The organism is Ochrovirga pacifica, from assembly GCF_000220525.1.
GTDB classification, from domain to species: Bacteria; Bacteroidota; Bacteroidia; order Flavobacteriales; family Flavobacteriaceae; genus Ochrovirga; species Ochrovirga pacifica.
Genome location: NZ_AFPK01000065.1, coordinates 23,015 through 35,792, shown reverse-complemented (window position 1 = coordinate 35,792; position 12,778 = coordinate 23,015). Strand labels below are relative to the sequence as shown.

Annotated in this window: 8 protein-coding genes; 4 read left to right on the top strand and 4 right to left on the bottom strand. The window is 35.0% G+C overall.

Annotation, left to right across the window (positions count from 1 at the left end; genetic code table 11):
* Positions 1-88: 88 nt before the first annotated feature.
* Genes FS85_RS0112140 through FS85_RS0112130 form a run of 3 tightly spaced genes read right to left on the bottom strand, consistent with a single transcriptional unit; the run spans position 89 to position 5,773 of the window.
* Positions 89-1,186 carry an efflux RND transporter periplasmic adaptor subunit gene (locus FS85_RS0112140; RefSeq protein ID WP_010136599.1) on the bottom strand — a complete coding sequence of 366 codons (1,098 nt, stop codon included), beginning with the start codon at positions 1,184-1,186 and terminating at the stop codon, positions 89-91.
* Between the two features lie 3 nt (positions 1,187-1,189).
* Complete coding sequence (locus FS85_RS0112135) at positions 1,190-4,360, bottom strand: efflux RND transporter permease subunit (protein ID WP_010136598.1); 3,171 nt, start codon at positions 4,358-4,360, stop codon at positions 1,190-1,192.
* Between the two features lie 3 nt (positions 4,361-4,363).
* On the bottom strand, positions 4,364-5,773 hold the full coding sequence (locus tag FS85_RS0112130; protein ID WP_010136596.1) for a TolC family protein: 1,410 nt from the start codon (positions 5,771-5,773) through the stop codon (positions 4,364-4,366).
* Between the two features lie 152 nt (positions 5,774-5,925).
* Here FS85_RS0112130 and FS85_RS0112125 point away from each other — a divergent pair, with 152 nt between their 5' ends.
* Positions 5,926-6,966: a sensor histidine kinase gene (locus FS85_RS0112125; protein ID WP_010136594.1), complete on the top strand. Its 1,041-nt coding sequence runs from the start codon at positions 5,926-5,928 to the stop codon at positions 6,964-6,966.
* Entirely contained in the window at positions 6,944-7,663 is a 720-nt protein-coding gene (locus tag FS85_RS0112120) for a LytR/AlgR family response regulator transcription factor (RefSeq protein WP_237706965.1), read from the top strand. Before FS85_RS0112125 ends, FS85_RS0112120 begins: the two co-directional genes overlap by 23 nt.
* Positions 7,664-7,729: 66 nt before the next feature.
* Here FS85_RS0112120 and FS85_RS0112115 read toward each other — a convergent pair whose 3' ends face one another.
* Positions 7,730-8,287 carry an RNA polymerase sigma factor gene (locus FS85_RS0112115; protein WP_262496231.1) on the bottom strand — a complete coding sequence of 186 codons (558 nt, stop codon included), beginning with the start codon at positions 8,285-8,287 and terminating at the stop codon, positions 7,730-7,732.
* 116 nt (positions 8,288-8,403) lie between these two features.
* Between FS85_RS0112115 and FS85_RS16760 the strand changes: the two genes are divergently transcribed.
* Positions 8,404-8,574, top strand: a complete 171-nt coding sequence (locus tag FS85_RS16760; RefSeq protein WP_010136590.1) for a hypothetical protein — start codon at positions 8,404-8,406, stop codon at positions 8,572-8,574.
* Between the two features lie 970 nt (positions 8,575-9,544).
* Positions 9,545-12,667: a DUF6923 family protein gene (locus FS85_RS15640; protein WP_010136589.1), complete on the top strand. Its 3,123-nt coding sequence runs from the start codon at positions 9,545-9,547 to the stop codon at positions 12,665-12,667.
* Positions 12,668-12,778: the final 111 nt, after the last annotated feature.

The window sequence follows — 12,778 nt, the reverse complement described above, 5'->3', positions numbered from 1 at the left end:
TCTTACAAAAAAATGGAAGACGGTATTTTTATAAATACTAAAGCGTAGCTAAAACGTTTTTAGCGAATGATGATTTACGAAGTTTTGTTTACAAAACAGGTAGAGCATCTCCGTTGTGAATTTCTTCACTTGCGACAGTAATCAGCAAATCGTTTTCTTGCAATTCTGTACTAAAAATTTCAACTTTACCATTGATTTCTCTTCGTTTTTGAACAGGAACTTTAAGGGCTTTACCATGTATAGATTTGATAACAAAAGTCCCTTCACTATAGCTAAGTACAGAGGATTTAGGAACTACATACAACGGAGTTTTAGAAGTTAAAGACAAGCGTACTTCAGCAATCATGCCTGGTTTAAGTAAGGTGTTGTTTTCTATATCAATTTCAATACGTTCAGAACGAAACTTAGAATCTAAGGCTCCTGACATTCTAGCAACAGTTCCTTGAAAAGTAACTCCTGGAATAGAAATTACTTGATAACTTACGGTGTCACCCTGTTGTACAAATGAGGCATAACTTTCTGGAACGGAAAGACTCATACGTAATTTTTTAGCATCTTGAAGGGTAAGTAAAGGAGTTTCTGAACTTTTTCCTGGAGCTCCAACATAAGCACCTATGTTGATATTTCTTTTTGTAATAATACCATCAAAAGGAGCTCTTATTTCTAAATAACTCTGCATTACTTGAAACTCTTTATAGCTGGCTTTGGCTGCTTGTAATTTGGCATAATCCGTGTTTTTTGTAGCCAGTGCCAAGTTGAGTTGATTTTTAGAAAGGGTTCCTTCTACTCGACTGGTTTCCAACATTCTTTCATAGGTGGTTTTACTAGCCATGTAAACTGCTTTGGCAGCGTGTAACTGAGCTTCAGCTGCTAAAAGTTTGGAAGTAATTTCTGGAGCCTCTAAAGAAATAAGAAGCTGTCCTTTGGAAACAGTACTTCCAATATCAACGTTAAGTTCTTTAACGTAGCTACCTACTTTGGCATACAAATCCACATAGGTAAAAGCAGCTATTTCTGCTGGAATTGACACATAAGAGGTCAAAAGGTCTTTTTGTAGTGGGAACGTGGTAACTTTTGCAGGAGTATCAGCTGTTTTTATGTTTTCTTTTTCTTCGGTAGATTGAGAACAACCATAGCTAGTTAACACTAGTGCTAAAGCTATTATTTTTAAGGAATTAGATTTCATGTTTTATTGTTTTGTGGGTATGTAAAATTTACTAGTTCTGTCTTCTGGATCTAGGGATACGGATGCGGTGCTTGTTTTGTTTTGTAACCATGCAAAAATTACAGGCAGTATAACCAAAACGGTAAGCGTTGAGAAAATTAGCCCACCAATAACGGCTCTACCTAAAGGAGATACTTGTTCTCCACTTTCTCCGTGGCCTATAGCCATCGGAAGCATACCGGCAATCATAGCCACACTCGTCATAATAATGGGACGGATTCTAATAGCGGCTGCATCTTTGGCCGCTTGGAGTGCGTTTCCACTTTCTTTTCTAAGTTGCTCTGCATTGGTAATTAGTAAAACAGCATTGGCAATGGACACACCTACAGACATAATGATTCCCATATACGATTGTAAGTTTAACGTTGCTCCCGTAGCTAATAAGAGTATTAAGGAGCCTAAAACCACTGCAGGTACCGTTGTTAGTACAATAAACGACACTTTAAAGGATTGAAAATTGGCACCCAGCATTAAAAAAATAACAACAATGGCTACAATTAACCCTAGTTTTAAGCTCTCCATTGTCTCCGATAAGACCTTGGACAATCCAATAGCTTCAATGGCTAGGCCTCTAGGTAGCTCTCCTAAAGAATTAACAATAGTCTGCACTTGATTGGAGGCTGTGCTTAAATCTACGTGGTCTGTATTGGCTGTAACAGATAAATAAGGCATAGCTCCTAAGTTGTCTGTTTGCCCATTGGTTTCTGATTCCTTAATTGTGGCTACATCACTTAACACAGGTCTCACAGAATTTTTAAGTAAAGGAATAGCTCCTATGTCTTCTATAGAGTTCATTTTGTCCATGGGAACTTGTACCTGAACACTGTACGGAAGTCCTGCTTTTTCATCTACCCAAATATTTTTGTCGGTATAACGTGATGAGGAAGTTACGGCAACCAAAGATCTAGAGATATCATTCATATCTACACCTAGTTGTGCTGCTTTTACTCGGTCTATAGTAATGTCTAAGGCCGGATAATGAGTAGATTGTGCTATTTGTACATCTCTAAAATAGGAGACTTGTTTCATTTTTTCTATGATTTTATTAGCATAGATTTCGTTCTGCTTTTTGTCTTTTCCTGTAAGTCTGATTTCTATCGGAGTTGGAGAGCCTTGACCAAGAACTTTGTCGGTTAGTTCAATAGATTCAAAAGAGATTTTAAGATCCGGTTCAATGTGTTGTATTCGCTTTCTTATTTGATCTTTGAATTCATCCATATCCGTATGTATATCTTTTAAAGAAACTTGTAAAACTGCTTCGTGAGTTCCTGCCATAAACAAATAAATAGGGTTAAGAGCAAACAAAGGAGCGTGCATACCTACATAAGTAGAGCTTACACCAATATGTTCTTTGCCAACCATGTTTTCTATTTCCTTTAGCACACGAATGGCTTTTTCTTCGGTGCGTTCTACACGGGTACCATCGGGTGCACGCAATCGTAACTGAAATTGACTAGCGTTTACTTTTGGAAAAACATCTTGTCCAATAGAACTTATTAAGAAAAATGCAAGTGCGGATATTCCGAATAAATAGGCCAATCCCACTGTTTTTTTGTTGGGGAACAAACGATCTAAAAAGTGTTTGTAAGCATTAATAAATCGTTCAAAAGAACTTCTTTTTTTAGGGGCTTGGGAGGCTGCTTCTTTTGGGAGGTGTGCTTTTTCTTTCATCATCCAATTGGCCATAACAGGTACAAAAGTTTGAGAGAGCAAAAAGGAAGTAATCATAGAAAAGGCAATTGCCAGTGCTAAAGGTAAGAATAAAGATCCAGGGATTCCCATCATGGTAAATGCAGGGGCAAATACAGACAGAATACACAGTAGAATCAACAATTTGGGCAAAGCAATTTCTTTACAAGCATCCCAAATAGCCAAAGCCTTGGGTTTTCCCATGTCTAAGTGTTGATGGATGTTTTCGATGGTTACTGTACTTTCATCTACCAAGATACCAATAGCCAAAGCCAATCCGCTTAAAGTCATTAGGTTAATGGTTTGTCCGAAAAGTTTTAAAAATAAAACCCCAGAAATGATGGAAATAGGAATGGTAAGAATAACAATCAATGCGGCTCTACGATCTCCTAAAAATAAGATGACCATGATTCCCGTAAGTACGGCTCCTATCACTCCTTCGGTAATTAAACTTTTTACGGAATTTATGACATATACAGATTGGTCAAACTCGTAACTTACTTTTACATCTTCGGGCAAGGTATTTTGTATTCGGGGTAAAGCAGCCTTTAGATTTTGAACAACGTCCCATGTAGAAGCATCACCAGCTTTGGCAATATTTAGGTAAACAGATCTCTTTCCATTGACCAAAGCATATCCTTTAATAATGTCTGCACCATCTGTTACAGTAGCCACATCACCTAGGTACAGATTGTCTACATCTCCTTTGAAAAGAGGAATTTTTTCAAAGTCTTCAACTTTTTTAATCGTGTTGTTGGTAGGGGTTTGATAGTCTTTTTCGCCAATACGAATATTTCCTGATGGAGCTGTTTTGTTGTTTAGTCCAATGGCTTCTACAATTTGATCTGGTGTTAAGTTATGCGCTCGCAATTGAGCGGGATCTACGTTGACTTCTATGGTTCTAGGACTTCCTCCAAATGGGGCAGGCGAGAGGAGTCCTGGAATTGAGGTAAAGGAAGATCTAACGTATACGTTTGCTAGATCTTGAAGCTCGTTGTTACTTCGTTTTTCACTACTTAACACCAATTGTCCTATGGGTAAAGTGGAAGAGTCAAAACGAATGATAATTGGAGGTTGTGAACCTGGAGGAAAAATGGCTTGAACCCTGTTGGTCAATGCACTCAATTCAGCTTGTGCTTGTGCCATATTGGTTCCTTGATAATAACTAACTTTCATTAGTGTAAGTCCTTGTAAATTTCGTGTTTCAATAGATTTTACACCATTGGCCATCAACATAATATTGATGTAATTTTTACCAAAATAAGATTCCATTTGGTTTGGGGTGTAGCCTGTAAAAGGATGAGCCAAGTACAGCACAGGCAAATCCATATTGGGTAAGATATCTACCTTAACAGACTTTACAGCACCTATTCCAAAAAAGAAGAGACCAGCTACGAACACCAAAATGGAGATGGGTTTTCTAAGAGCAAATCGAATTAAATTCATAAATTATTGTTGTTTTATTTGATTTGTAAAATAAGTTAGGTCTCCTGCTGATGCGGCCTGAAGTAATAAAGCTTGCCAAACGTTGGTTCTAATAACATCTAGGTCAGTTTCCGCTCTGTTAAGAACATATAGTGCCTGAGTTACATCTACCATGTTGGTAAGTCCATTACTATACAGGGCTAGTCTTTGTTTGTAAGCTTGTTGAGCTGCTTTTACCTGTACAGGAGCTTCTTTTAGGTTTTGTAAGGCTATTTTTAGGCTGTTTTGAGCAGCATCTTGCTGTGTTTTTAGTTCGTTTTCAAGAGTGTTGTATTCTTCTTGAACTCCCTTAAGTGTAAATTTTTGTGCGGTTATCTTTTTATCAATTCGCAAAATATCAGTTAGGTTCCATCGAAAGCCAATCCCCATAAGGTAGTTGTTTCTTGTAGGGTCTATCCCTTTCCAATAGTCAGAGGTGTACAAGTTTTGATTGTTGTTATACCCCGAATCAAACCCAGAACCTCGGCTTTGAAAAACACCAAAAAGAGAAAGGCTAGGAAGCTGTTCTTTTTTATAGGAATTCAATACTTCATTACCTACTGTAATCTTACTTTGATAAAATTTTAGCACCGGGTTTTTTGACTCTGTATTGGCAGTGTAAAATTGTATTTGTAGCGGAGTTTTATAGACCAAATTTGTGTCTATGGTAAAATTACTGGGTGCAACTCCCATTGCGTTGGCTAGTTGATTGTTTTGAGTTTTGAGCTTGTTCATCAATTGGTTCAATGCTATTTTAGCTTTAGAAACTTCTGCGGCAGCCAAAGTAGCATCTACCTTAGGAAGAAGACCGTTTTTAGCCAAAGTACTTGCGTTTTGAAGAACCGTTTTTGCTCGTTCTAAGTTTCTTTTTTGTGAAGCTATAAGGCGATGACTTGCCAATAAGTTTAAATAGTGACTTGCAATTTTTACTTGTTGCTTAAATTGTTCTTGCTCAAGATCTACAGAAGCCAAACTAGCATTTGCTTTGGCAGTACGTATTTTACTTCTAGTTTTTCCGAACGTAAAAAAATCCCAATTAATGTTCGCCAAATACAATGCTCCAAAAGCAGCATTCCAGTTTTGTTCTGGTAGCGGAAGACCAGAAGAAGCAACCCCTAAACCTCCTGAACCATACAAAGGCCCGTTTTGACCATTAATGGTTCCATACGTTTGTTGAGCCGCTAAATTGAAATTGGGCAAATAACTTCTTTTTATTTCATCTACGGTTTGTTGTGCAGCATCTATGTAGTGCTCTTTAGCTTTAAGGGTTCCATAGTTAGCCATTCCTAAGTTTAGTGCATCTTCTAAAGTTAGTGTTTGAGCTTTGACAGAATGCAAACCTAAAAGAACAGTTACAAAAAGGAGGTACTTTTTTGTATAGTTGATAGTATTCATAATACACTGATTTTGGTACAAATGTAGATGGGATCTGAAGCTTATGACTGAAATAAGTGACAAAGAGAATTCATCAAATGACGAATTCAATTCATCATTTCTTTTAAGTACTTGTCAAATAATATTGGTTATTTTGTGCTAAATATGTATAGATGAACAAGTATGTAAATACACTAATACAGAATAAATGGTGGCAGGAGTTTTTTATCTTGATAACCTCTTTTGTTCTTTTTACCTTAAATGATTGGATCCATATTCACAACTGGAGAAGCTTGTTTACGGGCTTTGTCTATTTTTTGTTATTGTACATACATGCACAAATCAATAGAGCTTTTGTGTTGCCTTTTTTACTAAAAAAACATCAACCGATTGTTTATGTATTAATTTCTGTTGTTTTGCTAGGAGTGTTTACATTCATCACCTATCATTCAGTTACCTTATGGATTTATAAAAACTGTTTTTTGTACAAATCTATTGCGCAAAAAAGTTATACCTTTCAAGCAGGTACGTTAATGGTTACATTAATTTGTATTGTGTCTATTAGTCTGATCTTTCAGTTTTATAGAGATAGAAAACGATTGGATAAAGAAAAAATTCTAAACAAAAATGCCCAACTAAATTCGTTAAAAGAACAGCTAAATCCTCATTTTTTATTCAACACATTCAACACTTTGTACGGGATTAGCTTAAAATATCCAGAAAGGGTTTCTGAGTTGATCATGCATGTATCTCAGCTCATGCGTTATCAACTGGGAAGCAGTGATACTAGTTTGGTAGAGGTCACCGATGAAATTGAATTTTTAAAAAGCTACGTGAAACTTGAAAAAGAACGAGTAGGCTATCGATGTGATATTGACTTTAATTGTAATATAAGCACAGAAACCCACTACAAAATAGCTCCAATGTTGCTGATTGTTTTTGTAGAAAACGCCTTTAAGCATGGAACGGCATCTACAGAAAAAAGTTTTGTGTCTATACAAATTGAAGTGATTAAAGGACAGCTGAAATTTTGTGTTAAAAACAGTATTCCTAAAAAGAAAACAAAGATAGAATCGACAAAAATTGGATTGAAAAATACCTTAAAACGTCTGGAATTGATTTATGAAGATCAGTATACCTTAGACATTCTAGAAGCCGAAAAATATTCAGTACGGTTAGAGATTAACTTAAATGGGAAAAAGAATGCGCTCTAAATTAAACTGTATTATTGTTGACGACGAGCCTGCAGCACACTATGTGTTGTCAGACTATATTAGCAAAAACTCCTTTTTGAACTTAGAACATCAAATGTACAATGGGCTAGAGGCCATAGAGTATTTAACGCATCGTAGCGTAGATCTGATGTTTTTGGATATTGACATGCCAGAAATTACAGGGATAGAGTTATTAAAAACATTACCAAACAAACCTAAAACCATTTTAACTACAGCTTATAGTGAGTTTGCACTAGAAAGTTATGAATATGGAGTGATTGATTATTTGTTAAAGCCTATTTTTTATCCTCGTTTTGTAAAGGCAATTGCACATTTAAAACAAAAAGTATTTATTGGTAATGAGTTGTCAACTGTAAAAACATTTGATAATATAGAATTAAAAGTTGGAAGTGACTGGGTAAAAATTCCTCTACTCGAGATTCTGTTTACACAGAGTTATGGAAATTATGTAAAAGTGTATACAATGAAACGAGTTTATGTGGCAACCATCACAACGTCAGAACTGCTTAACAAACTACCTGCCTCTTTATTTGTTAGGGCACATAAATCTTACATAGTTGCACTAAATAAAATAAAAGCAATGGAGAGTGATTGCTTACAAATAAAACAGACTAAAATTCCCATCGGAATTACCTATAAAAGAGAATTACTAGAAAAAATAGCGAGTAAGAAATAGAGTAGGCAATGTATGAAAGGTACTATTTGTTTTGTTTTTCGAAAGCAGAAAAACAATAAAAGCTACTTATATCAAAACACCCAATAGAACGATGATTTTAAGAACAGCCTTGTGAGAATTCAAATCGTTTTCATTAAAAAGGTTTTGAACTTTATTTTGAATAGAATCTAGTACTTTTTTATGATGGTTTCTTACCACTTTTTCGCTAACTCCTAATTCTTTAGCAGTTTCTTTAACAGATCTATTGTTCTCCCATACCTCTTTGAATATTTGCTGTGTCATATAGGGAAACGCTTGTAATATACTTTCAATAACAGTTAATATTTCTTCTACTTGTATATTTTCAATAATATGAGAATAACTTTTGGTTTGACTAAGCTGTTCCAATAAAAAATCATTGCCCAAAGATTTGGCGGCAGATGTTCGTAAGTAGTCAAACATTCTGTAAGTAAAATAATGAATTAAGTATTTTCGCGCATTTCCTTCCTCATCTGTTTTGATAGCATAGGGTTTAGACCAAAAAATCAACCAAAAATTCTGTACGATGTCGGCAGCAACGTCTTTGTTACCCGTTTGTTTGGTGGCCCAGTTCAAAAGCAGCTTTGCATATCGATCATAAAAAATCTTAAACGAGGTTTCGTCTTTGTAATCGTAGATGCTTTTTAGTAAGTCTTTATGTAGGTAAAGACGTAGCAGGTTTTACTATAAAAGACGACCGTTCGGAAGAAACGGGCTGGGTATTGTACCCCACTATTTATAAATTATCAAATGCCAATGAAGAAGGAGGGTATCAAGAAGGGATAGAGCCAACTTATAACGTGGATGAAATAGAAAAATTAGAAGTGTTTGCCTTAGGAGATCGAAGAGAATTGTTATTAGCCAAAGCATTGGAAATTATAAAGCATAAATAATACGATTCATAGTTTTCATTTGTACTTAGAGTAAGTTTTGTTTTTAGGTCAGTTTTGAAAAAGAAACTGACCTTTTCTAAAAAGAAAATAAAATGTATCAAAATAAATACTGTCCAGTTTGTAGTACAAGAATTCGCTACCAAATAAAAATGTTAGGATGTAAACGATTGTTTTTTGTTTTACAGCCTTATCAATGTGCAAAATGCCATACAATTTACTTGTTTAGTATGTTGCAAGACAAAAGTTATGTGTTGTTGAAAATGAAATAAACCTTCCCTAAAGAATAGATGTGCTAGGGTCTATTATATATCTCTTGTCAATTTTTAAAGTAAGTTTTGTTTTTTGATAAAACCAGCAGCCTAGCATGCTGGTTTTTGATTGTAACTGAATAATAGAGGTAGTTTTATAAAGCTATCAGTTTGAAAAAGAACTACCGAAAAGCTGCTTCCATCCACCGAGCCAAAACGACTGTTGATCTAAATTTAATATAGAGAAAACATAAATTATTATACTTTTGTGTTTTGAATAGAACCCCTTAAATTACAATTATGAAGAATATTACCCTACCTCAGACCTCTAAAAAAATTAACTACAAAGCAATGCTAAAATTCCTGTTACTTACTTTAGGCTTTTTAATAGGAGCATTGATATCGTAAAAAAACAATTTAAAAAATACCAACAAACAACCTATTAGATTTTGCCTAATAGGTTTTTTTGTTGGTATTGATAGCGATTAAAAAGAAGAATAAAAAACAACTTGTAATAGAATTTTGATAACTAGATGGATTTTGTGAATTGAGTTGGTTTTTAGTTAGTTAAATTGTAAATTTAAAGGACTGTGCATTTAAGATAGCTAAATTTACCATTCGTCTAAGATAAAGTGTCGTTTGTCTAAAACCTTAAAAAAAGCACTATAACCCCACTACCTTTGTGGTAGAAAAATAACACCAACACCCCAACACTCATTGTCATGGAGAAAAAACTACAAAAAACCAAAGTAAACACAAAAGCAATAATTTGTTATCTATTAATGGCGTTAGGTTTTTTATTTGGAGCTAAAGTTAATGCTACTGTAAAACCTAATCAGAACTTAACAACCCTAAGTACTGAAACTAGTAAAACGGAATATAAATTGAATGGAGGAGGTTTTTCAACAAGAATTAATTCGGTTGTGGAAAATTCAAACGGAACATACACCATCCAAATTGAGGTAGCTCATGATGGATGTTCAGGTAAAGATTGTAAAGAATTAAGTCACTTTTCTGTAGAGGTTAACAATGGAAACACTTTTTCCGATGTCTCTTGGTCGGTTGTGCAAGGAGGAGTAACAGGAAATATTGAAGAGTCTCTAGGGAATAACGATCCTTTTGATGGGTTTAAATTAGACAACGTAAGTGGTATAGGAGATGGAAATGCAGGTTCTTTTACGATGACTTATACTTTAGAAAATTTACAGGAGCAAGACTTTTTAGCAAAGGCAGGAAACAATTACACACAAATAGCAACATTCTCGGTTTCAGAATTTACAGAAGCCATGAATTCTGCAACACAAAATACGGATCAAGAAGTTGTAGACAACGGGGAGCCTTTTAACTGTGTGTACAGTGCTTATTTGTTTCAACACAATGATATTTATGCGGTTAATTTGGCTTCTGGATCATCAATCTTAGTAAAGGAAGATATTGTTCCAACTAAAATAAACGCAGCCGCATACAACAACGCTGATGGTTTTTTATGGGGATTTGTAAAAGACAAGCCCAAAACAATCATTAGAATAGGAAAAGATTTTGAAGCCACTGAATATGAAATTTCATCAATGCCTACTTCTGGAGCGTGGAGTTTTGTAGGGGATATTGATTTGAATGGAATCTACTACTACAAAAGCGGAAAAACAGTGTACAAGGTTGACTTAAATCCAGAGTCGGAAAACTATCTACAATTTTTAGGATCTTTTGAGTTGCCAAGCAATATCAATATTCACGATTGGGCATTTAACGCAGCAGACAATATGTTGTATGCAATAGAAAAGAAAACTAATAATTTGTATAGAATTGACGTTACAACCAACACAACAACCAACTTGGGTGTGGTGCCTATTGTAAACGGACAACAATATACCTACGGAGCAGTTTATTTTGATGTAGATGGAAACTTTTATTTGTCTGCAAACGAAACAGGAACCATATACAGAGTGAAAAAGGTACACACAATTCAGCCCAATGGAGCTATGGATTCTAATTTATTTGCCTTTGGTCCCGCAAGTGGTTCTAACGATGGAGCAAGATGTCCTTTGGCTCCAGTACCAGACGAAGATTGTAGTAACGGATTGGATGACGATGGTGATGGTTTGGTAGACTGTGACGATCCTGCTTGTTCTGGTGTAGCAGCTTGTCCAGTAATTACTCCAATTACTAGTGGAAACGAAGGAGGGTTGGAAAGTAATGACAGACTTTCTGAAAAAATAAATGCAAGAAACTATTTTAGAAAAAGAACCAGCTACGAGTTCAATGCAAGCAAAGCACCTGTATTTAAACCAACAGCAAACGCTTTGGCAAACACAGCGCAAGGTATAGAAGATTTCATTCCACTAGATGTGTTATCAAACACTACTGCCAAAGAATCTAGCCCACAAGACTTGTTAAACTTAACCAATGCGATTAGTTTGGTTTCAGTAGATTATGTCAACCCAGAAAACGAAACAATAGCTTCTATTCTAGCTTTAGAAACTGAAAATGGAGTATATGAGCATACCAAATACATTTGCGATAGATTGTTGGGAGGAGAGATTTTAGGAATTAATACATTCTTAATTGAAGAGGAATTGTTTATCAAAGCAACGATTAAAAATCCTGGGGGAGAAGTAGAACACGTGTTAAGCTTTTCAGTATACGATAAAGGAGCAAGTTATGGGGTAGAGTCTCACTGGAATTTAGATAAATATTCTGAGGAAACTTTTTACAATTTTCAAATTTGGTCAAATTCAGTAGATGATTTATATACATTGGCTTCTAGTATCATAAATTCATTCAAGGAAGTAAAAGAAATTAGCAGCTATAACAATTCTATGCCTCCACATACATTTGTAAGAAGTGGTTTTTATAGAAATGGAAAGTTAAGATTAAATATTACCAGTAATGATGATAGTTCTAGCATAACAATAGAAGGAGGAATTAAGGAGACAGAAACAAGTGAAGCTGAAATGGTAAATGCGGAAATAGCCTTAGATAGCCACAATGCACAGGTAGAATTTGAGTCAGGAGCTTTGTTCGATTTTGGTTTTAGAATTCAAAGTAACAAAGGAGGAACACCCGATGATGTATTTATTGCAGACGGAGCTTGGGGGGTAGATGACTCTTCTTACAATACAGAAGTACTTTCTTACGAAATTACTCCACAAACACAAGAAGCAGATGAGAACTCGTTCTTAGTAGAGCGTAACATCAACCTAAAAGCAAAAACACAAAATTACGTATCGGTTTACAAAGCTTTTACACCAAGATTTAGAGCTATTGATTTAAGTGAATACAACACATTAAAGTTAGATACCAAAGGTACAGGTACTATGACTATAGTGATTATGAAAGATGGAGTAGAAAATTGGGAAGCACAACATAAATACACAGTAACGTTGTCTCAAGAAATGGAAAGCAAAGAAATTAAATTGAGTGATTTTAAAAACAATCAGAATCAGTCTATCGATATGTCTGACGTAACAATGATAGTATTTACCCAGAACGTAGCAAAAATAGGAGTAGAAGAGACCAAAGAAATGAGTATTGAAAACATTCAATTCAAATCTGTAGATGCAACCATTATCACAGAAGAGGAACACGAAGAGGCTGAACATATTTTTGCAACCAATTTAATACAAGATACGACCACAATTGTTTTAGAAAGTGAAATTGCAACCACATTCCAGTTGACAGTATTCAATTTAGCAGGAAAAATGGTGCAACAGCTTGATGGAAAATTGGTAAAGGGAAGCAACACCATAGACTATAGCAAGCCTGTAAATTCTTCAGGAGTGTTTATTTACGAATTGGAAGTGAATAAAGGAAAAACCTACAACGGAAAACTAATTTTTACAAACTAAACTAAACTTTTTTTTCATAGCAGTTCATTTTATTTTTTTTCCAGGCTTTCTTAGTAATAAGAAAGTCTGGTTTTTTTTATATTCTTTTTTTAATGGATTGCGTAAAGTTGT

Bases quoted from the DNA above. Each gene is read 5' to 3' on its own strand.
- FS85_RS0112140 (WP_010136599.1), bottom strand. From the start codon at position 1,186: ATGAAATCTAATTCCTTAAAAATAATAGCTTTAGCACTAGTGTTAACT.
- FS85_RS0112135 (WP_010136598.1), bottom strand. From the start codon at position 4,360: ATGAATTTAATTCGATTTGCTCTTAGAAAACCCATCTCCATTTTGGTG.
- FS85_RS0112130 (WP_010136596.1), bottom strand. From the start codon at position 5,773: ATGAATACTATCAACTATACAAAAAAGTACCTCCTTTTTGTAACTGTT.
- FS85_RS0112125 (WP_010136594.1), top strand. From the start codon at position 5,926: ATGAACAAGTATGTAAATACACTAATACAGAATAAATGGTGGCAGGAG.
- FS85_RS0112120 (WP_237706965.1), top strand. From the start codon at position 6,944: ATGGGAAAAAGAATGCGCTCTAAATTAAACTGTATTATTGTTGACGAC.
- FS85_RS15640 (WP_010136589.1), top strand. From the start codon at position 9,545: ATGGAGAAAAAACTACAAAAAACCAAAGTAAACACAAAAGCAATAATT.